General features: G+C 39.6%; 25 protein-coding genes. 17 read left to right on the top strand and 8 right to left on the bottom strand.

The window, feature by feature from the left end; translation table 11 throughout:
* Nucleotides 1-427: 427 nt before the first annotated feature.
* Together HMPREF9703_RS08035 and HMPREF9703_RS08030 are read left to right on the top strand one after the other, a co-directional pair.
* Nucleotides 428-1288, top strand: coding sequence for an ATP-binding cassette domain-containing protein (locus HMPREF9703_RS08035; RefSeq protein ID WP_004636948.1), 861 nt, complete (start codon nt 428-430; stop codon nt 1286-1288).
* 7 nt (nt 1289-1295) lie between these two features.
* Nucleotides 1296-2051: a hypothetical protein gene (locus HMPREF9703_RS08030; RefSeq protein WP_004636947.1), complete on the top strand. Its 756-nt coding sequence runs from the start codon at nt 1296-1298 to the stop codon at nt 2049-2051.
* A 624-nt stretch (nt 2052-2675) separates the two neighbouring features.
* On the opposite strand, the gene HMPREF9703_RS08020 is transcribed toward HMPREF9703_RS08030, so the two are convergent.
* Nucleotides 2676-3371, bottom strand: a complete 696-nt coding sequence (locus HMPREF9703_RS08020; RefSeq protein WP_004636945.1) for a zinc metallopeptidase — start codon at nt 3369-3371, stop codon at nt 2676-2678.
* 250 nt (nt 3372-3621) lie between these two features.
* On the opposite strand from HMPREF9703_RS08020, the gene HMPREF9703_RS08015 reads away from it, so the two are divergent.
* From HMPREF9703_RS08015 to tsaD, 4 genes are read left to right on the top strand one after another with little or no spacing between them, the layout of a single operon-like run.
* Complete coding sequence (locus HMPREF9703_RS08015) at nt 3622-5112, top strand: UDP-glucose--hexose-1-phosphate uridylyltransferase (RefSeq protein ID WP_004636944.1); 1491 nt, start codon at nt 3622-3624, stop codon at nt 5110-5112.
* Between the two features lie 12 nt (nt 5113-5124).
* Entirely contained in the window at nt 5125-5865 is a 741-nt protein-coding gene (gene tsaB, locus HMPREF9703_RS08010; RefSeq protein WP_004636943.1) for a tRNA (adenosine(37)-N6)-threonylcarbamoyltransferase complex dimerization subunit type 1 TsaB, read from the top strand.
* A complete protein-coding gene (rimI, locus tag HMPREF9703_RS08005) occupies nt 5828-6418 on the top strand; it encodes a ribosomal protein S18-alanine N-acetyltransferase (RefSeq protein ID WP_004636942.1) in 591 nt (196 codons plus the stop codon). The genes tsaB and rimI overlap by 38 nt, the downstream gene beginning before the upstream one ends.
* Nucleotides 6419-6463: 45 nt before the next feature.
* Nucleotides 6464-7471: a tRNA (adenosine(37)-N6)-threonylcarbamoyltransferase complex transferase subunit TsaD gene (gene tsaD / locus HMPREF9703_RS08000; RefSeq protein WP_004636941.1), complete on the top strand. Its 1008-nt coding sequence runs from the start codon at nt 6464-6466 to the stop codon at nt 7469-7471.
* A 52-nt stretch (nt 7472-7523) separates the two neighbouring features.
* On the opposite strand, the gene HMPREF9703_RS07995 is transcribed toward tsaD, so the two are convergent.
* The 4 genes from HMPREF9703_RS07995 to HMPREF9703_RS07980 all read right to left on the bottom strand — a co-directional run bounded on the left by HMPREF9703_RS07995 (nt 7524) and on the right by HMPREF9703_RS07980 (nt 11869).
* On the bottom strand, nt 7524-8555 hold the full coding sequence (locus tag HMPREF9703_RS07995) for a YdcF family protein (protein WP_004636940.1): 1032 nt from the start codon (nt 8553-8555) through the stop codon (nt 7524-7526).
* Nucleotides 8556-8593: 38 nt separating this feature from the next.
* Nucleotides 8594-9175 carry a xanthine phosphoribosyltransferase gene (locus HMPREF9703_RS07990; RefSeq protein ID WP_004636939.1) on the bottom strand — a complete coding sequence of 194 codons (582 nt, stop codon included), beginning with the start codon at nt 9173-9175 and terminating at the stop codon, nt 8594-8596.
* A gap of 76 nt (nt 9176-9251) precedes the next feature.
* Nucleotides 9252-11204 (bottom strand): ABC-F family ATP-binding cassette domain-containing protein, encoded by a 1953-nt coding sequence (locus HMPREF9703_RS07985; protein WP_004636938.1) that lies wholly within the window; start codon nt 11202-11204, stop codon nt 9252-9254.
* Between the two features lie 29 nt (nt 11205-11233).
* Nucleotides 11234-11869 carry a YigZ family protein gene (locus HMPREF9703_RS07980; RefSeq protein ID WP_004636937.1) on the bottom strand — a complete coding sequence of 212 codons (636 nt, stop codon included), beginning with the start codon at nt 11867-11869 and terminating at the stop codon, nt 11234-11236.
* Between the two features lie 117 nt (nt 11870-11986).
* On the opposite strand from HMPREF9703_RS07980, the gene HMPREF9703_RS07975 reads away from it, so the two are divergent.
* From HMPREF9703_RS07975 to hpf, 4 genes are all read left to right on the top strand, one after another.
* Nucleotides 11987-12847 (top strand): DegV family protein, encoded by an 861-nt coding sequence (locus HMPREF9703_RS07975; RefSeq protein WP_004636936.1) that lies wholly within the window; start codon nt 11987-11989, stop codon nt 12845-12847.
* Between the two features lie 130 nt (nt 12848-12977).
* Nucleotides 12978-14336 (top strand): ATP-dependent helicase ComFA, encoded by a 1359-nt coding sequence (locus HMPREF9703_RS07970; RefSeq protein WP_004636935.1) that lies wholly within the window; start codon nt 12978-12980, stop codon nt 14334-14336.
* Nucleotides 14329-15024: a ComF family protein gene (locus HMPREF9703_RS07965; RefSeq protein WP_004636934.1), complete on the top strand. Its 696-nt coding sequence runs from the start codon at nt 14329-14331 to the stop codon at nt 15022-15024. Before HMPREF9703_RS07970 ends, HMPREF9703_RS07965 begins: the two co-directional genes overlap by 8 nt.
* Nucleotides 15025-15147: 123 nt before the next feature.
* On the top strand, nt 15148-15729 hold the full coding sequence (gene hpf / locus HMPREF9703_RS07960) for a ribosome hibernation-promoting factor, HPF/YfiA family (protein ID WP_004636933.1): 582 nt from the start codon (nt 15148-15150) through the stop codon (nt 15727-15729).
* Nucleotides 15730-15820: 91 nt separating this feature from the next.
* Here hpf and HMPREF9703_RS07955 read toward each other — a convergent pair whose 3' ends face one another.
* The 3 genes from HMPREF9703_RS07955 to HMPREF9703_RS07945 form a co-directional block, all read right to left on the bottom strand.
* Nucleotides 15821-16765, bottom strand: coding sequence for a glutathione S-transferase family protein (locus HMPREF9703_RS07955; RefSeq protein WP_004636932.1), 945 nt, complete (start codon nt 16763-16765; stop codon nt 15821-15823).
* A gap of 212 nt (nt 16766-16977) precedes the next feature.
* The gene (locus tag HMPREF9703_RS07950) at nt 16978-18330 is read right to left on the bottom strand and encodes a sensor histidine kinase (protein WP_004636931.1); all 1353 of its coding nucleotides are present in this window, start codon (nt 18328-18330) and stop codon (nt 16978-16980) included.
* A 1-nt stretch (nt 18331) separates the two neighbouring features.
* Nucleotides 18332-19042, bottom strand: a complete 711-nt coding sequence (locus HMPREF9703_RS07945) for a response regulator transcription factor (protein WP_004636930.1) — start codon at nt 19040-19042, stop codon at nt 18332-18334.
* 190 nt (nt 19043-19232) lie between these two features.
* On the opposite strand from HMPREF9703_RS07945, the gene HMPREF9703_RS07940 reads away from it, so the two are divergent.
* The 7 genes from HMPREF9703_RS07940 to HMPREF9703_RS07910 all read left to right on the top strand — a co-directional run.
* Nucleotides 19233-20165 (top strand): ABC transporter ATP-binding protein, encoded by a 933-nt coding sequence (locus HMPREF9703_RS07940; RefSeq protein WP_004636929.1) that lies wholly within the window; start codon nt 19233-19235, stop codon nt 20163-20165.
* Complete coding sequence (locus tag HMPREF9703_RS07935; RefSeq protein WP_004636928.1) at nt 20146-20889, top strand: ABC-2 transporter permease family protein; 744 nt, start codon at nt 20146-20148, stop codon at nt 20887-20889. Before HMPREF9703_RS07940 ends, HMPREF9703_RS07935 begins: the two co-directional genes overlap by 20 nt.
* Nucleotides 20873-21622, top strand: coding sequence for an ABC transporter permease (locus tag HMPREF9703_RS07930; RefSeq protein ID WP_004636926.1), 750 nt, complete (start codon nt 20873-20875; stop codon nt 21620-21622). The genes HMPREF9703_RS07935 and HMPREF9703_RS07930 overlap by 17 nt, the downstream gene beginning before the upstream one ends.
* 214 nt (nt 21623-21836) lie before the next feature.
* Complete coding sequence (gene guaA, locus HMPREF9703_RS07925; RefSeq protein WP_004636924.1) at nt 21837-23387, top strand: glutamine-hydrolyzing GMP synthase; 1551 nt, start codon at nt 21837-21839, stop codon at nt 23385-23387.
* Nucleotides 23388-23631: 244 nt separating this feature from the next.
* Complete coding sequence (locus tag HMPREF9703_RS07920) at nt 23632-24918, top strand: ISL3 family transposase (protein ID WP_004635951.1); 1287 nt, start codon at nt 23632-23634, stop codon at nt 24916-24918.
* A gap of 726 nt (nt 24919-25644) precedes the next feature.
* Entirely contained in the window at nt 25645-26574 is a 930-nt protein-coding gene (locus HMPREF9703_RS07915) for a pentapeptide repeat-containing protein (RefSeq protein WP_004636922.1), read from the top strand.
* Nucleotide 26575: 1 nt separating this feature from the next.
* Nucleotides 26576-26873 (top strand): nucleotidyltransferase domain-containing protein (locus HMPREF9703_RS07910; protein WP_004636920.1); only part of this gene is annotated, 298 nt, incomplete at its 3' end.

Below are 26873 nucleotides of genomic sequence, written 5' to 3'. Positions count from 1 at the left end.
TAGGAGTGGCTCATTTAGGAGTGGCTCATTTAGGAGTGGCTCATTTAGGAGTGGCTCATTTAGGAGTGGCTCATTTAGGAGTGGCTCATTGTAAGTCATTCCTTTTTTAATACCTAAAATTCTTCTGCTGAAACTAACCTGAGTAATTTTCATATTTGAAATATCATTTAATTGAAAGTTGAAGAATAATTGGATAACTTACAATTACATAGTAGAAACAATAGACTAGCTAGTTATATTAATTACCATTTGCTCATAAATGAACAATATCACTTGCGATCAAATTTTATCATAAGACTAAAAAATGAAAGAATTATAAATTTCTTGTGGAAGGAGCATCAAGAGCCTTCCACTCGAAAATCAATGACTAGTTCTATCATGGTGTAATTAAGATAGCGTGTGTTTTTTCTAAAAAGGAGGATAAAAGATGTTAAGTATGCAATCAATTTCGAAAAAATATGGAGAACTATATGCACTAAAAGATGTGGAATTAGAGATAAAGAAAGGTGAGATGGTCGCATTAATTGGAAATAATGGATCGGGAAAAACGACATTGATGAAAATTATTAGTGGTATTACTAAAGCGAGTACCGGAACTTTTGAGTGGGAGACCAATCGTCAAACTAATTTGATTGAAACACCTGAGTTCTTTGATTATCTATCTGGATATAAGAATTTAGAATATTTTCGCATTCAAAGAGGGATTCAAGATCAACATATTATCGAGGATATACTGGAAAGAGTCGGTTTATCGAATGACCGTAAAAAATTTAAACAGTATTCATTAGGGATGAAACAACGATTAGCTATAGGGTTGTGTTTGTTAGGGAATCCTGAATTTATGGTTTTGGATGAGCCCACAAATGGAGTGGATGCTCAAGGGATTATCGATATTCGAAATTTACTCTTAACTTTAAACAAAGAAGAGCAATTGACGATGTTGATTAGTAGCCATAATATAAATGAACTTTACAATATCGCCACTCGATTTGTATTTATCAAAAGTGGAGAGATCAAAAAAGATATCAGCAAATCAGAATTAAATGAAAATATCGGAACGTTTTACCAAGTGAATATTGACCGAATACAAGATATAGAAGCGCTAATAAATGACACGGTATTACAGTCGAATTATTATACAATTGACGACAAGAATACGCTAAAATTGGTTAAAAATTTTGAAACAAGTCAATTTATTGAACAATTGTCTCAAAAAGAGCTCATTGACGATATATCTGAAGTGCAAGTGACACTAGAAGACTATTATCTAGAAATAATGAAAGGGTAGAAAGCTTATGGTGAAAAAATATATCTATTCAGAACTATACCGAATCAAACATATTCGAATGTACATCGCATTGTTTTTCATAACAATTTTATTTCCGATAGCTACAACAGCTTTTCTTTCAATGATTTCTCCCAAGCAACCGGAGCCGTTGACAAAAGAATTTGGCTTATACGTGTTATATATGTTAATACTTGTTGGTTTTTACTTAGCCTATCCGATTGTTATTTGTGCGAATACAGTGAAACCTAAATACGTTGAACGACAAATTTTGTCATCAGGGATTACAAAAAATATTCTATATTTTTCTGATTTATTTTATATTAACATGATCCAACTAATTATGTTAGTATTGTATTCGGTGTCTAGTATCATATCGGCTACTTTGCTGTTAGAAAGCGCTCCAGGGGCAGAAGACTCACTGGATCTAGTTACTGTGAAAGAGTTTATAATAATGATGTGTTGTATCTATATAACTATGATTTTAGCTAGTGTAATACTATATAGTTTACAGTTAGTGTTGAGCAATAAAATTTTTGCGACAGGATTATTTGTCTTTTTAGGCTATGTGATTCCATTAATTATTGCACAAATTAGATATTTTTTAGAAATAGTAGATGCAGTTGCTCAAATAATTCCGTTTTTACAAATTGCCTTTTTCTATAAAGGGGATAGTCCATTAAGTATGTTATTGCTTATTCATGGTATTTGGATAGCAGTGACCATTATTATATGTAACACGATTTATAACAAAATAGAAGCTTAAAAATAATAAGAAGGAGTTGTTGAAAAATGAAAGAATCATTATTTTTTGTGTCACTATTGTTTTTAGCAGTGTTTTTAATCTTAGGAGTTTATTGGCTAACCCAGCGATGGGTATACGATGTTGATGTTAGGGGATTGCGTAAATGGATTTTAACGTCCTTTGTATTGTACGCTATTACTTACGGAATTAGCTTGTATTTAATTAATTAAAACTAGCAACAATTTTAGCTACATGTATGCCGTTATGTTTAAGATGGAATCAACGTGATTACTATAATGATAAGAAATATAACAGAACCATTTCTTATTTTTTGATTTTTGAGAATGCCAGGCACAGTACAATCTGCCAATAGCTTTCTATATCTTTATTATACGCAATTTAGTGTAAAATAACAAAATATTCACAATGACGACTTAAAGAGAGAGTATTCAAATTATTCCAATTTTTGTTTGACTTTTTTCTAAGTTGTGCTATAATATGATTAGAAAGTCAAGGCACTTCCCCGCCAACCCGCCGAAGTGTCTTGGCTTTCTTTTTGTCTACCATACATATTATCTGATAATTAAAAAACACATTGCCCAATGCAATGTGTTTTAGTTTGTTTTATTTAAAAGATAGCTAAAGTTAGCGGCGGTTTTTGTTTAGGATAAATAAGCGGAGGATGTTTAAGAAGGAAGCGGTTGCGGTAGCAACATATGTGAGCGCTGCTGCAATGAGTATTTTTTTGGCTTGTTGGAGTTCTTGTCGATTCAATATTTGTTGTTCGTCTAAGATAGCTAATGCGCGCTTGGAGGCGTTGAATTCAACCGGTAAAGTAACTAACTGAAAGATTAAGGTTAGTGAGAATAATAAGAGTCCAAAGGCAATTAAGTACTGTCCGCTGTTTTGGCCGAATAAGACACCGAGAATTAGGATGGGCATGGCTGCCATTTGTCCGAAGTTCGTGATTGGAACGAGGTTAGAACGGACTTTAAGTGGGGTGTAATCAGTCTCATCTTGCAAGGCATGACCGACTTCGTGAGCGGCTACTCCGATCGCTGCCACAGAGCTAGAATGTCGTGTGCTTTCGGATAGACGCAAGGTTTTTTCTTCAGGATGATAGTGATCGGTTAATTCTCCACGAATCCCTTCGAGGCGCACATCAGTGAGGCCATTAACGTCGAGCAGTTGACGGCAAATAATAGCAGCGGTTTGTTGACTAGTGGCTTCAACTTGGCTGTATTTGTTATAAGTCAGATGGATGTATAGATTGGCTAGTGTCGAAATACCGACACCAATTAAGACTATGTAGAAATATGGATCATAGAATATGGTAAACATTGCACATGCTCCTTTATAGACCTTCAATTTAACGCGATTATCCTCATTATAGCACTAGTGGTGGGGGATAAGAAGATAAATGATTAAAGGAAATATGATAATTTTATGAATAAATATGTTTTTTAATGAGAGAAATTTGAGTGAAATACGGCGGTCATGTTTAATTTTTGGAAGGATAAGGCAATAGATGGGCTATTAGCTGAATCTATGATAAAATGATAGGGACGTGAGTAGAGAGAAGGGGAGTAATATGACGACTATTTCACAATTAATAACAGATTTCGTAGCCAAGAGTATTGAGATAGGGACGTTGAATGCATTAGATCGGATCTATACAGAGAATAAGTTGTTGCATATATTTGAATTAAATGAATTACAGCCAGTCGAGCCGAGTGATCCTTTGCCGGTGAGTCGGTTAGATATTTTAGATCAGTTGATTCAGCATGCGGTAGAAGCAGAGATTATTGCTGATCGTGAAGCAGATCGTGATACGTTCGGAGCTTTGCTGATGGATACGACGACTCCGCTACCTTCAGAGGTGAACCGGACATTTTGGGAGAAGCATGCGGAGAGTCCGCAAGTAGCGACTGATTATTTTTATCAGTTGAGTCAGCAGACCAATTATATCAAGACACGGGAAATTGCCAAAAATATTGCCTTCACCCATGCATCGGAGTTTGGTGAAATTGAGATTACGATTAACTTGTCGAAGCCAGAAAAAACGACTGAAGAAATCAGACTAGCACAGCAAGCTAGTTCAGATTATCCGGTGAATAAGCTGTGCATTGAAAATGAAGGGTACTATGGGCATCTTGCGCATCCGGGGCGTAGTAATCATCGAGTGATTCGTTTTGGTCTGGGAGAAGATGGTAGTGATAAGTGGGGCTTTCAGTATTCACCCTATTCATATTATGATGAGCATTCGATCTTTTTCTCATTAGAACACCGGCCGATGAATATTAATGGGGCAACGATTCGTAATTTGATCGACGTGTTGGAGTATTTACCTCACTATTTTGTCGGGTCGAATGCGGGCTTGCCAATTGTTGGGGGGTCAATTTTGTCACATGATCATTATCAAGGAGGGAATTATACGTTCCCACTGGATAAGCAGGTAATGAGATATGAATTTGAGTTGAAAGATAGTCCAGTGAAGGCCGGGATTGTGGATTGGCCTATGTCGGTTATTCGCTTGCAGTCAGCGGATAAGGAAGCAATGGTAGAGGCTGCGAGTTATGTGATTGAGCAGTGGCGAGCGTATAGTAATGAAGCATTGGATGTTTTAGCTCAGACGGAAGGGACGCCTCATAATGCGGTGACCCCGATTTTGCGACGTGATGGTGAGTGCTTTATCTTGGACTTGGTGTTGCGCAATAACCGTACAACGGCGGACTGTCCGGAAGGGTTGTTCCATCCACATCCAGATGTACAGCATATTAAGAAAGAAAATATCGGCTTAATCGAAGTGCTCGGCTTAGCAATTTTGCCACCGCGCTTGAAGTCTGAATTACAAGCTGTACAAGATGCGCTATTGGGTCAAGCGGTGGAAGTGGCAGAGATTCATCAACCATGGCTTGAGCGGATGAAAGAGAAGTATACAGATGTTACAGCAGATAATGTAACAGAGATTGTTCAGTCTGAGGTAGGGAATATTTTTGTCCGTGTCTTGAAAGATGCGGGAGTCTTTAAGTTAGATCAGGCGGGGCAAGCGGGATTCCGTGCGTTTGTTGATTCATTATAAAGAGGAGATTTTATGAAGATTTTAGCATTCGATACGTCGACGAAAGCAATGAGTGTGACCTTAGTGGAAGAAGAGATGCTCATAGCGGAGAAGACGATTAATATAAAACGTGATCATAGCGTCGGACTAATGCCTGCGATTGAGGCCTTACTGGATGAAGTCCATTGGCAGCCCAGTGAGTTAGACCGTATCGTGGTAGCAAAAGGACCGGGGAGTTATACCGGTATTCGTATTGCAGTGACGGTTGCGAAGACGTTAGCGTGGACATTAAATTGTGAATTGGTGGGGATCTCGAGCTTAGAAGCACTGGCAGCTTCGTCAGTGTACCCCCCTAACACATTAGTGGTTCCTTTGTTTAATGCACGGCGACGCAATGTCTATGCAGGATTATACCGCCAAGAAGCAGCTGGGAAGTTGACCGCAGTCGCCTCAGATAGCCATTGCAGTATTGAAGAGTTGTTGGCGGATTTAGCGCAGTTCGATGAGCCGATAACGTTTGTGGGCGAAGATGTGCCTGAATTTTGGGAAGCCATTCAAGCGGTGCTAGGTGAGCGCGCACAGTTTGATGAGCGACACCGGCAAGTCGTGAGTGCGTATTATTTGGCACGGTTAGGAGCTGAGCGCCCGGTAGAAGAGGTTCCATTATTCGTGCCGGAGTACCTGAAGTTAGCTGAAGCTGAGGAGAATTGGTTGCAAGATCATGGAGATATGCGAGATGATCAATATGTTAAAAAAATTAAACACATGGATTAATTCGTTTAAACAGAGGCCGCATGTTAAGAGACCACTAGCAGAGACCATTCAATTAACATCGAGTCGATATATTATTAATGATCGGACAGTTTTAGCAGTTCGGATTGGCCAGTTATCTGATATTACAGCATTAATTACAATTCAAGAGCAATGTTATCAGGGGCGAGCACCGTGGCATCGCCAAGCCTTAGTGAATGAGATGATCAATAATCCCGATTCACTTTTTATCGTAGTTTATGATGAAGGGGATCCGGTTGCGTTCGTTAGTGCCTGGTTCCGTCAAGGTGAGTGTCATATTACCAATATCGCAACGATTCCAAGTTATAGTCGCCAAGGAATTGCGACATGTCTGATTAATCAAATCACCCATATTGCTCGTTCGTTGGGGATTAAGCTGATGACGTTGGAAGTGCGATTGTCGAATACATCGGCCCAACGATTGTATCAAGATTTAGGCTTCGAGCCGGAGACGATTCGAGCGGGTTATTATTCAGATTCTAATGAGGATGCGGTTCATATGGTACGGGAGTTATCAGTTTTAGGTAAGATATGATGTGTTTAGTTAAGTAGGTAGATAGTAAGTAAAAGGAGAAGATAGATGTTAATTTTAGCGATAGAGACTAGTTGTGATGAGACGAGTGCGGCAGTTGTAGAAGATGGCTGTCGTATTCGGTCGAACATTATTGCTTCCCAAATCGATAGTCACAAACGCTTTGGTGGTGTTGTACCGGAAATCGCGAGTCGTCATCATGTGGAGTTCATCACCGTTATTGTTGAGGATGCTTTAGCAGAAGCAGGTGTGAGTTATGATGAGCTCGATGCGGTGGCAGTGACTTATGGGCCTGGTTTGGTCGGAGCATTGTTAATTGGTGTGCATACAGCCAAAGCCATTGCGCTGGCTCATAATTTGCCCTTAATTCCCGTCAATCACATGGCAGGTCATATTTACTCGAATCGCTTCCAGTCTAGCTTCAAGTTTCCTTTATTAGCTTTAACAGTGAGTGGTGGACATACAGAATTGGTTTATATGGAAGATGATCATACGTATGAAGTGATCGGGGAGACACGGGATGATGCAGCAGGCGAGGCATATGATAAGGTCGGCCGTGTGCTCGGTGTGCCCTATCCGGGAGGCAAGCATATTGATGAGATGGCCAGTCAGGGAGAAGATACGTTCGATTTCCCGCGAGCGATGTTGCATGATGAGACGTATGACTTCAGCTTTAGTGGGTTGAAGTCAGCATTTATTAACACGGTGCATAATGCAGATCAGCGAGGCGAGACGTTGAATAAGAATGACTTGGCCGCTAGTTTTCAAGCGGCGGTTATTGATGTCTTAGTGGAGAAGACGATTCGTGCGGCGAAAGAAAAAGAGGTTAAGCAGTTGCTGTTGTCTGGGGGAGTAGCGGCGAATAAAGGACTTCGTGATACGTTGCAAGCTGCTGTGACAAGTGGTCTGCCGGATGTAGAATTGTTAATTCCGCCACTATCATTATGTGGTGATAATGCGGCTATGATCGGGGCAGCTGCTTATGCCCAGTACAAAGTGGATAGCCATGATGTTGCTGATATGAGCTTGAATGCTAAGCCCGGTTTGATGTTGTAATAGGATATAAATAAAACGCGCTACAGAGAGTTACTGTAGCGCGTTTTATTTATTAAAGCCATAGTTGTTGGTAAGCAACGAATGCTCCGAAGAGAAGGATTAATCCACCTAATACACTTAAGTATAATTTTTTTCGTAAGACAATATAGCCGATAAATTCACGGACGAAGGCATTCACTGAGAAGTAAAACTTCGTATGTGCACCATAGCCAATGCAGCTGATGCCGAGCTCTTTGGCAATAATTAGTGCTCGAAGTAAGTGATAATAATTCGTAACGATGGCAATTTCGTTCGTTTCAGTCATTAAATCTGCTGAAAATTTTAAGTTTTCAAATGTATTGGAGGAATGTTCTTCCAAGATAATATCTTCAGCTGGGATGCCTTGTTGGAGGGCATATTGCTTCATCGCGTGAGCTTCGGGATGAGGTTCATCAGGTCCACGTCCCCCTGACATGATGAGTTGACTGTCAGGATTGCGGTGATAGACGGTAATTGCACGATCGATCCGGCCAGCCAAGATAGGAGAAACCCGTCCATCGATTAATCCTGCTCCGAGCACAATAATATACTTTAGATCCTCATGAACCAGATTGACAAAATTCACACAACTAGCGACAACATAGATACTGCTAAGTAGGAGTAAATAATCAGCACAAATTGTCAAAAAGAGATGAATATATTGCCCTGTAGTAGGTGGAGCTGTCTGAGTAATGATGCGCACAAAAAAGATATTGCTAATAATTAAATAGATACCGAGGAGTAGTGACAACAAATTTTTTGGGCGAATGCCGTGACGCCTAATAAGTAAAATACCTTCGATAATTAAGACAGCGATTAACAACAGAGGACCGAGGGCAATAAGGGCTACCAGTGAGATGAAGAGTACGACGGGCAAGCCTATCGATCCAGCATGTGAAGAGAGTGCGGTGATGTCAAACACAATCGATAAATAAAATAGCAAACTAACAAGAAAAGCTAATAACAAGGCAGCAAACATTAAGCTGCGGCGATCGGTTTTGATCAGCGCGATAAATAATCCTAGCACAATTGTTAGCGCTGCAATATGCGTTAATATAGAGAGCACCTACTTTCAAGGTAATAGCATGACTTGACTAGCATTAATTAATGCCCTTCGATAAAGTGTACTTGATTGCCTTCTAACGATGCAATACGGCAAATCGAATACACATCAATGTCTTGCTCTTCTAGTGCTTGACGGCCTGGTTGGAATGATTTTTCGACGCAAATACCAACTCCAGCAACGCGCGCTCCTGCTTGGCGGACGAGATCAATTAAGCCAAGAGAAGCGTTCCCGTTGGCCAAGAAGTCGTCAATAATAAGGACACAATCGTCTTCACTTAAGTATTCTTTGGAAATAATCACACGACTGGTGATATCTTTTGTAAAACTGTGGATATCGGTCGAATAACGGGTCTCATTCTTCAATGTAGAGGGCGTTGTTTTTTTAGCAAAAAGCATGGGAACATTGAAGCTAGCAGCGGTCATAATCGCTGGAGCAATCCCAGAAGCTTCGATTGTCAGCACCTTTGTAATACCTTTGTCTTGGAAATACTGGACGAATTCTTGTTGAATTTCGTGCATCACTTCCGGGTCAATTTGGTGGTTTAAAAAATTATCAATTTTTAGAATTTTTTCATCGATGACTTTTCCATCGTTAATAATACGGTCTCTCAATAAGCTCATATATATCCTCCTTGTGATTAGTAATTCCATTATACGGAATTTTATAAAATTTTCAATTAAAATTTGGATAGGCTATTTAGTCAACAGCTAATGTTTCCAATGTTTCTTGGAGTTCTTCCCATTCTTCCATGAGTTCGAGTTGCTGGGCCTCCAGTGCTTGCGTACGATCGGTGAGTTCTTGCAGTCGTTCGGGTTCTTGATAGATATCTGGCTCACTCAATTCATCGGCTAAGCGAGCGATAGCATCTTCAATCTTGGTTAGTTGATTTTCAATTTCATTGGAACGGCGTGTTAATTTACGGTGCTTACTTTGGCGTTCTTTTAATGCTTGTCGATCAAGCGTAGCTGATGTGACAGAAGATGGTTCATTAGAAGAGGATGCTGGCTCATCTTGGCCTAAGTTGGCAAGAGCTTCCAACTCTTCTTTTTTCTGCAAGTAGTAGTCGTAGTCGCCCAAGTAGACCGTGATACCGTCCGGGTTGATTTCATAGACTTTGTTCGCGATGCGGTTAATAAAGTATCGGTCGTGCGAGACGAATAGTAAGGTACCATCGAAATCAGATAAGGCATTCTCTAAGACTTCCTTGGAATCAATATCTAAGTGGTTCGTTGGCTCATCGAGAATAAGGCAGTTGTTCTGTTCGATCGCCAGCTTAGCTAGTGCCACTCGAGCCCGCTCGCCCCCACTTAATGTGCCGATTCGCTTCTCAACATCTTCACCCGAGAACAAGAAATTTCCCAACAAGGTTCTAATCGTGACTTCATCAACTTGTGGATGATCATCCCACAACTCCATTAGAATCGATTTTTGGTGGTTAAGATGTAATTGTTCTTGATCATAATACCCCATATCGACTTTAGTTCCGTGTGAGATATGGCCGGCAAGAGGCGCCAACTGATCGGTTAGTGTCTTTAGCAAAGTGGTCTTCCCAACTCCATTTGGCCCGACGAGTGCAATACGATCGCCTTTACGAATATCAAGATCGATATGACTTGCGAGAGGAGGTGCAGCTGGATAGCCGATTGCTAGATTATCAGTCTGGAGGACAATATCACCAGATGAGCGTTCAGTTTGGAAGGAAAAAGAAGCGGATTGGTTATCTTCCTCTGGTTTTTCAATTTTATCCATTTTTTGGAGTTTTTTACGGCGTGATTGCGCTCGCTTCGTTGTTGAAGCGCGGACAAGATTTTTTTGGATAAAATCTTCCATCTCACTAATTTTTTTCTGTTGCTTTTCGTATTCTTTCCATTGTCTTTGGATTTGTTCGGCCTTTAGATCAAGATAAGTTGAATAATTACCCGGGAAGTGCTGGACGTTTTGCATGCTGACTTCATAGACTTCGGTAATGACATGATCTAAGAAATAACGGTCGTGTGAGACGATGAGTAAGGCACCTTGATAATTTTTCAAGAAACTTTCAAGCCATGAGAGGGTATCGATATCAAGGTGGTTCGTGGGCTCGTCTAGGATGAGTAAGTCTTTTTTCTCGAGAAGTAATTTAGCTAAGGCGAGACGCGTCTTCTGACCACCAGAGAGGGTGTTAATAGGCCTGTCGAAGTCTTCTTCATAGAAGCGAAAACCGTGTAATACCATCCGGATATCACTCTGATAACTGTATCCTCCAAGTTGTCTGAAGCGAACTTGCATGTTGTCATATTGTGTCATCACGTCTTGATATTCTTCACTAGCCGGATCAAGTTGGCTAATCCGTTCTTCAGTTCGGCGCATATTTTTTTCGAGTTCAATAACGGGTTCGAAGACCGCCAGCATCTCTTCCATAATTGTACGCTCAGATTCTAAGCCGGTATGTTGGTCTAAGAAGCCGACCGTTAAGTCTTTGCGCTTGGAGATGCGACCTTCATCCGGCTCTTCAATCCCAGCTAAGATGTGTAATAGTGTAGATTTACCCGCTCCATTGCGCCCGACTAAACCAATCCGCGCACCGCTCTTCACTTCTAAATTCACTTGATCGAACAAAATTTCTGCCCCAAAATGTCGTGCTACATTCGACGCTTGTAATAAAATCATTCCTATCGCTCCATTCGTCTGTTCTACCCTTAAGAAGGGACATCTACTTCTATATACGCTTCGTTTCCTAATGTATACTCCCCATTACCATTCAACCATTCTGTCGTTATTTCTTTAAAGCTATCAACTTCCCCAACCTCAACAAAACATTCAAAGGTGACAACCTCTGTATACTGAATATCATGTAAGATAAAGTCAGAATTATTTAATTTATTCTCTAAGCTACCACTTAAGGTATAATCCACTTCTAAATAAATTTGTTGTAATAATTTGCGTTCAACAACACCTAACGCATCAATAGTCTCATTCACGGCACCGCCATATGCCCGGATAAGTCCGCCTGCTCCTAATTTTGTCCCGCCAAAATAACGCGTCACTACGGCGGTCACATTTCTTAAATCACGCTTTTTCAGGATATCTAACATCGGTACACCCGCTGTTCCACTGGGTTCACCATCATCATGCGCACGCTGGATTTGGTTATTCTGACCAATAACGTAAGCCGAACAATTATGCGTGGCTTTCCAATGTTCTTTTTTAATCTTATCAATAAAAACTTGCGCTTCGTCTTCGTTAGTTGTTCGTTTGAGCGCACAAATAAAGCGTGATTTTTTAATTTCAATCTCGTGACTACCAGCTTGTTTGATTGTTTGATAATTTTTCATTTCGTTCACCTTTTCAAAAATTGACTAGTTAGTATATAATAGTAGAAGGATCATCTATCCTATTGTACAAGAAATGAAGAGATCTTTAAATAGTAATGTGAGGAGGTGGCAGTAGAAATGCCTAAAATTGCAATTGTAACAGATAGTACAGCTTATCTGAGTGAAGAAGATAAACAGACATATACCATTCATACAGTACCATTGTCTATTTCTTTTGGTCAGGAGACATACCGAGAAACGGTCGATATACAGACAGATGCGTTCTATGAGCGTATGCGCGAGGAAGAGGAATTGCCGACCAGTTCCCAGCCAGCTCTTGGGGAATTTATCTCACTCTATGAATCGTTGGCAGAGACCCATGATAGTATTATTAGCATTCATTTATCCGGTCAAATTTCGGGGACTTACCAATCAGCTAAGAGTGCAGGTGAAATGATTGAGCAAGCAACAGTATACGCAGTTGATTCGAAGATTACAACTTATGCGCAAGGCCAATTAGTTATTCAAGCAGCAATGATGGCTGAGCAAGGGTGTTCGGTGGACGAAATCTTAACAACATTAGAACGAATGATTGACCGTACGAATGCTTTATTCGTTGTGGATGACTTGACCAACCTAATTAAGGGCGGGCGCATTTCAAAATTTGCGGGCAGCATGGCAACCTTTTTGAAAATTAAGCCGGTTTTAACGTTTGAAGCAGGCGAAATTGTGCCCAAAGAAAAAATACGGACAAAGAAAAAGGCGATAGCACATATTAAGCGCGACTTTGACGAAGCTGTTAAGCAAGTAGATTACCCACTGCAAGCAACCATTGTTCATGCGCGAGCGGATGAAGAAGCCACAGAATTGTTAACAGAACTACAAGCAACTTATCCCGAGATTGATTTTCATATGAGCTACTTTGGGCCTGTAATTGGTGTTCATGTTGGTGAAGGAGCTATCGGCATTACTTGGACGATTGACCCGAATCGTGAGTAAGAGAATATATTATTTTAATAGAGACAGAAGCACAGAACTTTCAAGGCTTAACGCTATTAGTTCTGTGTTTTTTTGATGTTAAAACCATTATTTCTCATTATAGTGTACTTAATAGATGAGGGGGGGAGAGATGATGGATTACTTATACGGACGTGCACTGTTAAAGCAAGAGATTCCCGAGAAGTATTGGCCAGAACTGGCACAGGCAGACGTTAAGACGTTATCTGGCGTGATTGAACAAGGAGGAAAATGGCTGTGCCGGCGTTGCCAAAGTGTGGTGAAACCGATCGAGCCTAATTATTGTCTAACTTGTGGGGAAGCAGCGTGTGGGTATTGTACCCAATGTCTGCAGATGGGCAAGGTGAAGCGGTGTAGTACCTTCTATCATGTGCCAGAACCGAATAAATTCCCCTTGCTAAGTTGTTCGCAACTCGCTTGGCAAGGAACACTCTCTGAGCAACAAGCAACGGCCGCTCAGGATATTATCGAGACTATTCAACAACGCCAGACGCGACTGCTCTGGGCAGTTGCGGGAGCGGGGAAGACCGAGATGTTATTTAAGGGAATTGATTATGCCCTCCAGCAGGGCTTGCGAATTGGGTTAGCTTCACCACGAGTAGATGTATGCTTGGAGTTGGCTCCGCGCTTGCAGTCAGCTTTTCCGGACCAACCAGTTGCACTTCTGTATGGTGGCGTGGAAGAATCGTATCAATATCGGCAGTTGACGATTGCTACTACGCATCAATTATTTCGCTTCCAGGAGGCGTTCGATGTGCTTATTATCGATGAGATTGACGCGTTCCCATATCATAATGATCGAGCGCTCCAAACCGCTACTCAAAAAGCCCGCAAGCCAGAATCAGCCCTCATTTATCTATCAGCCACACCGGACCAGACGATGCAACGTCAAGTTAAGCGGGGTGAATTACTGGCCACGATTCTACCAGCACGCTACCATGCCCATCCTTTGCCCGTTCCGGTCGGTAAGCGCTGTGGGAACTGGGAGACTGCGCTACTTAACGGCACGACCAATATAATCTTGAGAAGAATGACAGAGCTCCTTAATCAAAACCGTTGCTTCCTTGTCTTCGTGCCGAATATCCAGTGGGTGCTTAAGTGGGAACAACAGCTGCTAGAGACATTCCCCGAAGCAATGTTCGAAGTGGTCTATTCGAGTGATCCTGAGCGGAAGGAGAAGGTGCTCAAGATGCGGGAAGGAAAGCTTGACTTCCTCATTAGTACAACCATCTTAGAACGTGGCGTCACCTTTAAAAATATTGATGTATTAGTTGTAGGTAGTGATGACCGTATTTTTACGGAATCCTCTTTAGTTCAAATTGCTGGACGTGCCGGACGTTCCCCACAGTTTCCAACAGGGGATGTGATCTATTACTACACTCAATGGACAAAAGCGATGAAACGCGCGATTAAACAAATTAAGACTATGAATCAACTGGCACGGAAGCGAGGGTTGATAAACGATGACTGATACGTGCTTACATTGTGGAACGGAATTAACGACACGTCCGACATTAATGCACATCTTCCTACTAAAAAAACCAGCCAAAAGCATGCTGTGTTCTGCCTGTCAGAATCAATTTGCTCCCTTATTGACGACACATAACTGTCCCGGATGTTGGCGACAGATGACTGAGGCAGGCTATTGTTCGGACTGTCAGGGATGGCTACAGCACTTCCCAAAACAGATCGTCAATCACCGGGCATTGTATGCGTATAATGACTTTGCTCGGGAGTGGATGCATACCTTCAAGCGACTCGGGGATGTGCGGTATGGACAAGTATTTAGAGAGCCACTCCAGCAATTAATCATCACGCACTTTTCTAACTACACCTTAGTGCCTATTCCAAGCAGCCAGTCCAGCTTGGCTAAGCGAGGATTTAATCAGATTCATGTGATGTTAGATACACTGAACCAACCTTACGAAGCACTGTTAGAACATGTCGGATCGGGTCCTAATCAAGCCTCTAAGACAAGACAAGAACGTCTCAGCAGTAAGCAACCCTTTCAAGTAAGAGAAGCGAAGCGATCTTCATTACCACCTGCCGTCTTACTCATTGATGATGTCTACACAACGGGCCGGACAATTTATCATGCTAAAGAAGCCTTACTGAACGCCGGTGTCAACAACATAGGAAGCCTGTCGATTTTTCGATAAAAAGGAAAAAGGGCTCTGCCTTGAAATTTGAAGCGTTAACATATATAATAAAGATACAGTAAATGGTTGAGGGTTGGCCAACGTTTACTGAGATAGGCAAGATAATAGAAAGGGTGTAGTACTATGTTAAGATATAACGTTCGCGGAGAGAATATAGAGGTTACCGACGCAATTCGCGAGTATGTAGAGGCGAAGGTTGGTAAAGTTGAGAAGTACTTCACAGATGTGCCGGAAGCGAATGCGCATGTTAATTTGAAGACGTATTCTGACAAAACGGCAAAAGTTGAAGTGACCATTCCTCTCCCCAATGTAGTGCTTCGAGCTGAGGAAACATCACCGGATATGTACGGTAGTGTGGACTTAGTGAGTGATAAATTAGAAAGACAAATTCGTAAATATAAAACAAAAGTAAATCGTCGTCAACGTCGCCAAACAGTTGAAGCACCAGAACCAGTCGATCCGGATCTACTCGATACACATGTAGAAGGGCTTGATGGTGAAGAGACAGAACAATTAGAGAGCGATGCAGGTGTCGAGATTGTGCGCACGAAGCAACTTGACTTGAAACCAATGCATGCCGAAGAAGCTGTCTTGCAGATGGATATGTTAGGCCACGACTTCTTTATCTTCGAAGATGCAGAGACAGAGAGCACGAACATTGTCTACAAGCGTCACGACGGCAAGTACGGTCTATTAGAAACCTAAAAAATATTAGTCACATTGAAGTTGATGAATACTAATCATTAAAAAGCCCGTTCCATTACGGATATAGTAATGGAGCGGGCTTTTTGTTTGTTTAGATTGATTCGCTAACTGATAAATCTAAGTCTGGGCCAGCAGGGATGATTTGGTTGGGGTTAATCATCGTATGGCTCTTGTAGTAATGTGTCTGGATATGATCGAAGTTAACGGTATCCGCCAGATTTTCATAGTTATAAATCCGCTTCGTATACTCCCATAAGTGCGGGTATTCCGTTAAGTGATGCAAGTTACACTTAAAGTGCCCGAAATAAACATGTTCGAAGCGAATCAATGTAGTGAAGAGACGGATATCCGCTTCCGTGAGTTGATCGCCAACGAGATAGTCTTGATGTTCCAAGCGGTCATTTAATTTGGCCAGAGCATCATCGACGTTTTGGGCTTCCTTTTCGTAGACATGTTGCTCGGTTGCAAAGCCAGCTTTATAGACCCCGTTATTCACATGATCGTACACATAGTCATTGATATCATCGATTTCATCATGCAAGTCTGCTGGGTAATAATCCCCTGGTGTTGCACCGATTTCATCAAAGGCGGTATTCATCATGCGAATAATATCGGATGATTCATTGTTGACGATTGTGTCTGTTTTTTTATCATAGAGGACCGGAACGGTAACGCGCCCTGAATAGGTCGGATCAACATGGGTGTAAATTTCATGCATATAATCGGCATCAATAATGGGATCCGCTATTACACCCGGCCCATCTTCGAATGTCCAGCCGTGTTCTAACATCACAGGATTAACGACTGAAAGTGAAATAATCTCTTCCAAGCCTTTTAACTTCCGCATCATTAAGCAACGTGATGCCCAAGGACATGCTAGGCAGACATACAAATGATAGCGCCCAGCTTCCGGTTGAAACTTACCATCCTTACTGATCCAATCTCTGAACTGTGCATCTTCTCGAATAAATTTCCCATCATTATCTTCCGTGTTGTACCACTCATCGTGCCACACACCATCTACTAATAATCCCATCAATATCCACTCCTTTATACTTCCGAATTATAAGCTATTAATGCCCTGCAATCAACTCATACCCACTTCCGAGTCAAGCGACTTATCGCTCCATAATTACCTTAAAAATTTTTCCCGATCAGTTAACTGCCGAACAATATCTCCTAACAATGGAGTCTTGTAATGGATACATTAGATTTCGTCGCAAGAAGCGTAACATAGGAATCCACTTTTTACTGATTAACGGACTCTAAGGTAGTAATAGCTTCAAAATATTGTCCTGGTTCACTAGCCAGGTCAAGTCTCCCACCATGAATTGTAGCAATTTGGTTGACGACAATTAAGCCAATGCCACTGTTTCGAGCGGTTAGAATATCAGGTTGGTTGAGCCTTGAGCGTACCTCTTGTAAGCGATCAGCTGAGGTCCCTGTACCATTGTCGCGGACAGACAACCGGGTGAAGTGATCAAATGGTTGAATAGAAATGCGAATATGACAACCTTGTGGATTATGATTAATCGCATTATAGATTAGGTTATGGAGCATTCGGTCAAACATCTTACGTTCCATTCGCACATAAATTGGGTAATCGATATGATCAACATTGAACTGAAAGGTGTATAAGTCATAAGCATTCATATTGATTAGCTCCACAATAAATTCTCGCGTTGCAGCAACCACATCAATATCTTCTAGTTGATTTTTGTAAGTCTCACTTTGCAGCCGATTGATTACATTTAAATCATTTATTAAATTTTCAATATAGCAACTTTCTTTTTGGATAGTTTGGAGCCAGCGTTTATCTTTAGGGTGGGTTGTGCGACCTTCTAGTAAATTGGCATAGGTAAAAATAACAGATAGCGGAGTTTTTAAGTCGTGGGTGATGCCCGCAAGCCACTGCTGACGAAATTGTTGACTAGCTTTAAGTAATTGATCTGATTTATTCAAGGCCTGTGTAATGGTTTCTAGTCCACTAATGTGAGGAATACGATCGTCCAGGCCATCTGGAAGTGCCTCAATACCATCAACAATGGGGTCCAGCTTGCTCTTTATGCGCCAGCGTGTATACAGATATAACCCCGCAATCATCAATAAATTAACACTAATAATACCCATAATAATAAACGGGACTTTTTTAAGAAAAGATTGTTGCCAATAATTAGCCGTAAAACGGATATAACTATCTTTCGGGAAGCCAAGGACTAAGATATCTCCAGAATCCAGTATATGTGAGAATACAGGATAATCGTTTAAATAAAACCGGGAAAATTGCAGGATATCTACTCGTGAGAATTGCGCTGGAAGAGTTGCGGGCGTTTCAAATGTTCCGCTTACTTCTCCAGTATTTTGATCAATTACGATGGACCAAATATTATTTTCGTGCAATAAGGTTTGGCCGGCTTCAGATAATACATAGGTCTCATCGTTTCGGCTCACTTCACGCACAGTTGCCGCTAAGATTTCGGTAGCTGATTCATCTTGGACGTTATATTGCACAAGTGTCCCCAATAAAATCACGTTGAATACGATAATTCCCACTAAGACGAGGAAGAAGTATTGAATATTGCGCCAGAGAGAGTGCTTCATGTTAGAGACCTCCTTCGTCTAACGCTAGCCGGTAACCGAGACCTTTCAGGGTTAAGATGACTTCAGGATTAGAGGGATCTTGTTCAATTTTTTCACGCAAGCGCCTGATGTGAACCATAAGTGAATTTTCCTGACCGAAGTGGTTAATGCCCCAGACGCTTTGGCACAAGCTATCTACAGAGACAATTTGATTAGGACGATGCATCAGTGCTTCAAGCACCTTCAGCTCAGTCGGACTAATTCGCATAATCTCCTGTCCATGTGTAACGACTGCCTGATCAAAGTCAATCACTCTGTCCGGAAGTTCAACGATACGCTTTTCATTAAGATAGGATCGACGCAACAGAGACTGCACCCGTGCGACTAGCATTTTCGGCAAAAATGGTTTTGTTAAATAATCATCTCCACCGATCATTAATCCTTTCACTTCATCATCCGCGGTATCTTTTGCAGTCAAGAACAGAATCGGTATATCAGAAAATTCGCGCACGTATGTTGCTAGGTCATAGCCATTTCCATCCGGCAACATAATATCCAAAATCACAAAATCCACCGTACCTGTTTCAATTTTTTGAATGCCTTCTTCGTAAGTATACGCCCCATCAATATTGAAAAACCCTTGTGTATTCAAAGCCTCCCGCGTGGACTCATGGAGTACTCGATCATCATCAACGATCAATATTCGTTTATTGGAGAAAGACTTCACTTGCATCACACCATCACTCTCGCTTTCATTCAACTTAACTTTATTGTAGCACAGAATATTGCGGAATTTTTGTCAAAAACAAATCTTAAGGTTCCTGTAAGGTTGGTGTAAGGATGCGTTAAGAAGGAAAAGGTATAGTAGAAATAGATCAACAAAGGATCTATCAAATAAAAGTAAACATAAAAGGATGGTTAATATGCAGCATGTTATTGAAATTAATGCTCTCAAGAAAACATATAATGAAAAAGTCGCCATAAATGTTCAAAATATCCATATCAAAAAAGGGGAAATCTATGGCTTCCTAGGGCCAAACGGTGCCGGAAAATCAACCATGATGAAAATATTATTATCATTGGTAAAGCCAGATCACAGTCACGTGACCATCTTTGGCCAGCAGTTAGGGACGCAGACGGATTATTTAAATAAAATTGGCTCTTTAATCGAAGAACCGTCGTATTATCCTAATTTAACCGGCTATGAAAATTTGCAACTCATGCAAAAAATCTTAGGGTTCCCAGCTATTAATATTGAACGGACGCTTCAGAGGGTGGGGTTGTTTGAAGCAAAGGATCAACTGCTCAAACAATATTCTCTGGGAATGAAGCAAAGACTAGGATTGGCACTAGCATTAGTAAAAGATCCAGAAGTCCTTATCTTAGATGAACCGACGAATGGACTAGACCCATCAGGCGTGCACGAAATAAGAGAACTCATTAAACAGTTATCTAAAGAGCAAAACGTTACTATATTGCTGTCAAGTCATATCTTATCAGAAATTGAACAAACAGCTGATCGTGTGGGCATCATCAATCATGGTGAACTCATTTATGAGAATGCTATAGAAACAATTGATAAGAAACAGTGGGTGACAATAAAGGGGGAATTTTTAGTGCGAGAGGTACTAGAGGATGCTGTGAGACAATTCAGTGAAGATATAAGTATCCGATCCTTCCGTAACGATGAAGTGACGCTATCGAAGATGAGCAAAGAAATTGCCGGGAAATTGTTAAAACATCTGATATCAGAAGGATTGTTTATTTACGAATTTAAATATGAGTCTGAAAATCTAGAAGCTATTTTCTTAAGACTGACGAAGGGAGAAGCGATCAATGAACAAGTTATCAGTTGAGTATTTTAAAGCCAAACGAACCTATTCATATGTGGGTATAGGAATGATTTATCTATTATTAAGCACGTGGCTATTCATGGCACTTAGGCAGGATGCTTATTTAGAAGCGGGGGAGTTTATCTATACTAGTTTTATGATAAGTGGGTTTTTTTTACCTATAGCGATGTCAGTCCTGTGTTCGCGGTTGACAAGTCATGAACACGCTGGGAGCACGTTTAGCTTATTAAAGTCAAGCGGTCTAACAATCGGGCAAATTTATAGATGGAAAGTATTATATGCCCATCTGATTGCTAGTGGAATGAATGGCTTATTCCTGATTGGATGTATTATGTTTAGCTTGTCAAAGGGAGTAGCATTATCTAGTGCGTACTGGCTATACTTCTGGTGTGCCATCGAATTGGTGTCAGGTGTATTCATTGTGATTTATATGAGTCTATCTTTTTATTTTAGTAATCAAATGATTGTATTAGGCAGTGGGTTGTTAGGCACATTTGTGGGATTAATGTCATTTAATATCCCTAGTAATATGCAGTTATTTATTCCGTGGGCAATGCTGCAAGGGTTAATGCCGATGAAGATGAGTCATCTAGAGGAATCGTTTAATGTCGAGGTAACCGATCTGAACTGGTTGAATATCATCATAGTAGCGGGTGTATATATTGTAGTTGGAGTGGTTCTGCATCAAGTAATGATGAAAGGAGACGACAATGAAATTTTTATATAATGAATGGAACAAACAAGATACTAGGATATTAGTCGCCATCGGATTGGTCTTTATAGCAGTTACCTCAATAGTGGCTATCTCTATCACGTTGTCGTATGTCTACGAACTGCCTCTAGACAGAGGCATGTCATTGCTGTGGGAACAGTCGACGATATGGCATGGCTCTTTATTTTTTCCGATAGTCGTGAGTTTATTTGTTGCCCAAAGTCTAACTAGTGAAGATGAACGCAAGGGCTGGCAATTTATGAAAGCAAATAATATGTGTGTAGGCCAAACATTACTAGCTAAATTATTATCTATCTTTATTGTCATTGCGGCACTTCAGGTAGTGGTCTGTATGGTGTTTGTAGGTGCAGTACTTATGATTGATGGGTTATCATTTGCCCACATATCGCTCTTAACATTTATCCACTGGTTCGTGTTAGGAACTGTGGGAACAGTTGGGTTAATAGGGATACAATCGTATATATACATTCGCTTCAGAAGCCTCGCAACTGCAGTGGGGATTGCGACAGCTGGATCTTTTTCGGGATTTGCATTATTTTTTGTTGGAAACTTGGGGGAAATTATTCGATTGATGTATCCTTATACACAAATGACAGTTGGATTTAGAACACGCGAATTGACTCCAATGACGCCGACAGAATTATTGGTCTTTATGACTGCCAATATAATCTGGTTCGGCTTGGGAGTCAGGCTATCAATCCAACGAATAAAAAAAGAAACCATATAATTATTTGAACTACCAACAGCGTAAGAGAATATTGATGATGAAGTATACCAAAAATTAACGGAAGATATTTCCTTGGGATAAAATACCGGCTAAAAGAACTTCTCTAAACACGTTTTTAGAGAAGTTCTTGCGGTTTTACTATCACTTACCGAACATTAATGCTAAAATAGGGTATATGATTCGTATAACTGAAAAATATAAAAGGGGTGTTCGTGTGAGCAAGCAAGAATTGAAGCAAGTTGAAACGATTGTCGTATTAGATTACGGGAGTCAGTATAATCAATTAATTACCCGTCGAATTCGGGAGCTAGGTGTTTATTCTGAATTGTTGAGTCATCGGGTGACGGCTGCTGAGTTGAAAGAGCGCAATATTGTCGGTATTATTCTCTCAGGTGGACCGATGAGCGTATCTGACGAGGGCGCGTTCGATATCGATCCAGAAATTTTGGAATTAGATGTTCCGATTTTAGGAATTTGTTATGGTATGCAGCTGATGGTTCGTAATTTAGGTGGAAAAGTAGAACCTTCTAAGTTGCGCGAATACGGAAAATCTGAAATCGAAATCCGTCAGCAGTCCGGTATTTTCCAAGGGTTGTCCGATAATGAGACGGTTTGGATGAGTCATGGAGATAAGGTGACAGAATTGCCAAGTGGGTTCGATGCAACGGCAACTAATCCACACTGTCCGATTGCGGCAATGGCTCACCAAGCGAAGCAACTTTACGGGGTTCAGTTCCACCCAGAAGTGCAACATACTGATCATGGTACGGATATGCTTCGTCAGTTTGCGTTAGATATCTGTGGCGCATCTGCGAACTGGGATATGGGCAAATTTATCGATATTCAAGTAGAAAAAATCCGTGAACTTGTAGGAGACAAGCAAGTCTTACTAGGTCTATCAGGCGGAGTAGATTCTTCTGTGACCGGTGTCTTGTTGCACAAAGCCATTGGAGACCAACTGACCTGTATTTTTGTCGATCACGGCTTGTTGCGCAAAAACGAAGGCGATGAAGTCATGAGTAGCTTAGAAGGGAAATTTGGCTTGAATATTATTCGAGTCAATGCACAAGAGCAGTTCCTAGATAAGCTTAAGGGAGTTAGTGATCCAGAAGAGAAGCGTAAAATTATCGGCCATGAATTTATCGAAGTCTTCAAAGCAGAAGCGGATAAATTAGACGGCATTGAGTTCTTAGCGCAAGGGACGCTGTACACCGATATTATTGAGAGTGGGACAGAGACGGCTGAGACAATCAAATCACACCATAACGTCGGTGGATTGCCTGAAGATCTGCAGTTCGACTTAATTGAGCCGATGAATACCCTCTTCAAGGATGAAGTTCGTGCGTTAGGAGAAGAGTTAGGCATGCCAAGTGACTTAGTATGGCGCCAACCATTCCCAGGACCAGGCCTAGGTATTCGTGTACTTGGTGAGGTAACGCGAGAGAAGCTGGAAGTTGTCCGTAATAGTGATGCGATCTTGCGTGAAGAAATCCGAAAAGCTGGCCTTGACCGTGATGTGTGGCAATATTTTACCGTACTACCTGGCTTCAAGTCAGTCGGTGTTATGGGTGACGGCCGAACATACGACTATACAATTGGTATCCGCGGTGTCACATCAGTGGATGGCATGACAGCTGACTGGGCGCGCATTCCCTATGAAGTACTCGAAGTCATTTCGCGCCGGATTGTCAATGAATGTGAGAACATTAACCGCGTCGTCTATGATATCACCTCCAAACCACCTGCAACCATTGAGTGGGAATAGAGTATATTTTTGGGAAATGATTTATTTTCAATGGTTGATGCCCCCTAGCACTGAGTAATTGGGGAAAATTGAATAAATACTTCAAAATATCAAAGCCAATAATAGCTTTAAATTATGGTTCTACAACTTTTGGTGTTGGTGAGGATTTTCCTCGCTAGCACCTTTTTGTGCATTAAACTAAAAAACATGCGAGATTTCCTTTAAAATAAAGTCAACTAAACCAAAATTAAAGGAGAAATCTCACATGTCTAAAACTAATTCTATACTAAATTTGATTGGTATTCAAGATGAAAATATAAAACTAATTGAAAAAAATCCTATTAAAACGTCCGGTCCTAACGAGATTATTTATGCAACGTTGACGTATCAGCCTCAAGGTTGCTGTAAATGTGGCATTAAAAATGATGGATCCATCATTATAAAATATGGGACAAAGACCTCTCGAATCACATTATCTGGCCTAGAAAAGAATCGTTATCTTGTGCTGAAAAAGCAACGATTTCAATGTAAGGCTTGTGGGCAAACTTTCATTGCTCAAACCTCAGTGGTCGATAAATATTGTTATATCGCCAATCAAGTGAAACGAAAATCATTAGACCTCTCGAGAGAAACAATTTGTAAAACGACAAATGCTCGTTTATGTCATATTAGTGAGGCAACTGTTCAACGCATTTGTAATGCTGAGGTCCTTAAATATAAAGGATATGGACAACGACTACCTAGTAATATTGGGATTGATGAATTTCGCTATCGCAACCAAACAGTGGCATTTGATTATATAGATAATGATTCAGGAAATATCTTAGGTATTCTACCCAATCGTCGGATAAAAGATATTAAAGATCATTTTTACAATCGGTACAATCTGAAAGAACGAAAAAAGGTCCAGACCGTAACGACTGATTTAAATGCAGGATATATTCATATGATTCCTGAACTGTTTCCCAATGCCACGATCATATTAGACAGATTTCATCTCGTCCAACTGATGGTTCGTGCCTTAGATCGTACCCGAATTAAGGTGATGAATCGCCTTAAAAAAGGAAATAACACAGATCAAAAACGATACCGCCGGTTAAAACGGTATGGAAAAATGCTTAAATTAAAATCAAAAGATATCTCATTTACAGACTATAAACTGTATTATTTATTCGGTTATTTTACCGCACAAATGATTGTTGATAAATTACTTGCCTACGATGAACTATTAAAACGGACGTGGGAGGTCTATCAATGCTTTATGCGGGCTGTTGATCAACGTGATGGTGTCGCTATGAGTACACTAATCCATACAAATTGGTCAGGTATATCTCCGTTTATGCGCAAATCACTCCGTACCCTTAAGAAATACAGTCATTTATTAACCAATGCCATAGAAAGCCCATATTCAAATGGCTTAATTGAAGGGACCCATAATACTATTAAACGTATGACTCATAATGGATGTGGCTATCGTAATATTGAAAATTTATCCAACCGCATCCTGATCATGAATAACCTAAAAACAAAATCAAGAAAAGCTGCCGTATAATACTTAATAAACGGTTATCTAAGTACAACACAGCTAAATTGATTACGTTTATTTTAGCCTTTAGACACTTTATTGATGAGCCATCCTAAACTATCCTCTGGATAAGATATATTCCATAAATAAGAATATCTTTTGATAAACCAGATCAGCAGTGATATATTTATAATAAAATAGAAAAAACCGCTCAACTTTATCTATCTTATGGAGTAGATAAAATCAAACGATTTATTCCGTTACTGATGTGTTGACTTTATGATGACCAACACTAAATGTTGAAGAGCCTAAATTTTATAAGTAATATAAGTTATATTCCCCCTGAAAGTTAGAGTAAATTATTCTAATTTTCGGGGGGATATTTGTGTCGAAAAAACAAGTATATATAGTTTAAATTAAATATTAACTGAATGTATCTTGATGGCCTGTTAGGATATCATCTGTTAGCTAAAAAATATACTTTACGTTTAAATCTCAATGTATTAAAATTTAAGCTGGATACTAGTGATTCTTAAAATAATTAAATATTTTTGTGGGTAAGATAAAGCGTCATATGACAAGCTTAAATATATGGTCAAAACCAATATTAATTACTATTAATAGAATAATAATTATTGAGATAGTTGCATTCGTATAGAGTGGTATATTACTAATATTTCTTATGCACTCAAAGTTAATATCGTATTATGTACATATTTAAAGTATTTTAAATAAATTATGAGGATGATAAAAATGAAAAAAAATAATGATGAAATAGAACAGAATGATGTAGATAGAGAAATAGTAGGTAATGAAGAACTTCAGAGGGATTTCAGGCAATATGCAAACTCAACAAAAACTATTGAAAACTATGGGGGGAATCATATAAAAAAAATAAAAGACGTACAATTAGAAAAGTATAACTTTCAGAATTTAACTTTGAAAGAGTGTAGTATTGAGGATTCAGAAATTAAATATTCATATATATGTGATAAAAGTTATTTAAGGCATACTAGATTCAAAAATGTAGATTTTACAGGAACTATATTTGAAAATGTTAATTTACAAAAAGCCTCTTTTGAAAATTGCTTGTTGAATTACGTTCGGTTTGAAAATTGTATCATTGATTATGAAAACATATTAAAAAGCAAACCTTATCAGCCTAATTTAGCTTTGTTTCTTATTAAATCTCTATATAAGAACGAATTACAACAAGGAAATACAAAGAAAGCAGACGAATTACTTTTGTTATTAAAAAAAGAGGAGAGGGAATTATATAAGTCTTTTTTGGGATGGAGAAAAGAAAAAGAGAGTAACGATGTGCTATATCAGAATGTTAATTATTATAACGAAGAAATGGAGCGAAGGAAATTAAGCAAGAAATGTGTATTTTTTAAATTAATGTTATCATATATAAATGATATTGTTTGGGGATATGGAATAAAAGTATCTAAAATATTTAGATTTATGTGCTGTTGTATTTTTATTTTTGCAGGAGTATATCTATGGATACTTGATCAAAGTATATTTGAAGCATTTTTCTTAAGTGCTAATTCTTGGATTCTTAATAGCACCTCTACAGATAACCTAATTGTTGATTTTTTTATACTAATAGAAAATTATTTAGGGTTAGTAAGTTTTGCATTATATACATCAGCACTATATAGAAAGGTAGAAAAGTAAAATGAAGTGTAATATAAATGAATTAGAACAATTGATTAAAAAAAATAAATTAACCCAAAAAATAGAAGCTATATTTTTATATGGCTCGTCTGTAACAAAAGAGAAGAATGAATATTCAGATATAGATATTTTTATATTGACACAACATAGTCTATCATCTTCGGATGAAGGGAAAATCAAAGAAATTATGGGTGTGATTTTTGATTCTAAAATATTAGATCTTTCTATATATGATAAAAATAAGTTTCAAAATTTGCTAAAATCAGGTTCTCTTTTTCTTCATCACTTAAAAAATGAAG

The sequence above is a fragment of the Dolosigranulum pigrum ATCC 51524 genome (assembly GCF_000245815.1).
Taxonomy (GTDB): Bacteria; Bacillota; Bacilli; order Lactobacillales; family Carnobacteriaceae_A; genus Dolosigranulum; species Dolosigranulum pigrum.
This window is presented reverse-complemented; position numbering and strand designations above follow the sequence as displayed.

Coding starts and splice junctions, on each gene's coding strand:
- HMPREF9703_RS08035 (WP_004636948.1), top strand. CDS start 428: ATGTTAAGTATGCAATCAATTTCGAAAAAATATGGAGAACTATATGCA.
- HMPREF9703_RS08030 (WP_004636947.1), top strand. CDS start 1,296: ATGGTGAAAAAATATATCTATTCAGAACTATACCGAATCAAACATATT.
- HMPREF9703_RS08020 (WP_004636945.1), bottom strand. CDS start 3,371: ATGTTTACCATATTCTATGATCCATATTTCTACATAGTCTTAATTGGT.
- HMPREF9703_RS08015 (WP_004636944.1), top strand. CDS start 3,622: ATGACGACTATTTCACAATTAATAACAGATTTCGTAGCCAAGAGTATT.
- tsaB (WP_004636943.1), top strand. CDS start 5,125: ATGAAGATTTTAGCATTCGATACGTCGACGAAAGCAATGAGTGTGACC.
- rimI (WP_004636942.1), top strand. CDS start 5,828: ATGATCAATATGTTAAAAAAATTAAACACATGGATTAATTCGTTTAAA.
- tsaD (WP_004636941.1), top strand. CDS start 6,464: ATGTTAATTTTAGCGATAGAGACTAGTTGTGATGAGACGAGTGCGGCA.
- HMPREF9703_RS07990 (WP_004636939.1), bottom strand. CDS start 9,175: ATGAGCTTATTGAGAGACCGTATTATTAACGATGGAAAAGTCATCGAT.
- HMPREF9703_RS07985 (WP_004636938.1), bottom strand. CDS start 11,204: ATGATTTTATTACAAGCGTCGAATGTAGCACGACATTTTGGGGCAGAA.
- HMPREF9703_RS07980 (WP_004636937.1), bottom strand. CDS start 11,869: ATGAAAAATTATCAAACAATCAAACAAGCTGGTAGTCACGAGATTGAA.
- HMPREF9703_RS07975 (WP_004636936.1), top strand. CDS start 11,987: ATGCCTAAAATTGCAATTGTAACAGATAGTACAGCTTATCTGAGTGAA.
- HMPREF9703_RS07970 (WP_004636935.1), top strand. CDS start 12,978: ATGATGGATTACTTATACGGACGTGCACTGTTAAAGCAAGAGATTCCC.
- HMPREF9703_RS07965 (WP_004636934.1), top strand. CDS start 14,329: ATGACTGATACGTGCTTACATTGTGGAACGGAATTAACGACACGTCCG.
- hpf (WP_004636933.1), top strand. CDS start 15,148: ATGTTAAGATATAACGTTCGCGGAGAGAATATAGAGGTTACCGACGCA.
- HMPREF9703_RS07955 (WP_004636932.1), bottom strand. CDS start 16,765: ATGGGATTATTAGTAGATGGTGTGTGGCACGATGAGTGGTACAACACG.
- HMPREF9703_RS07950 (WP_004636931.1), bottom strand. CDS start 18,330: ATGAAGCACTCTCTCTGGCGCAATATTCAATACTTCTTCCTCGTCTTA.
- HMPREF9703_RS07945 (WP_004636930.1), bottom strand. CDS start 19,042: ATGCAAGTGAAGTCTTTCTCCAATAAACGAATATTGATCGTTGATGAT.
- HMPREF9703_RS07940 (WP_004636929.1), top strand. CDS start 19,233: ATGCAGCATGTTATTGAAATTAATGCTCTCAAGAAAACATATAATGAA.
- HMPREF9703_RS07935 (WP_004636928.1), top strand. CDS start 20,146: ATGAACAAGTTATCAGTTGAGTATTTTAAAGCCAAACGAACCTATTCA.
- HMPREF9703_RS07930 (WP_004636926.1), top strand. CDS start 20,873: ATGAAATTTTTATATAATGAATGGAACAAACAAGATACTAGGATATTA.
- HMPREF9703_RS07920 (WP_004635951.1), top strand. CDS start 23,632: ATGTCTAAAACTAATTCTATACTAAATTTGATTGGTATTCAAGATGAA.
- HMPREF9703_RS07915 (WP_004636922.1), top strand. CDS start 25,645: ATGAAAAAAAATAATGATGAAATAGAACAGAATGATGTAGATAGAGAA.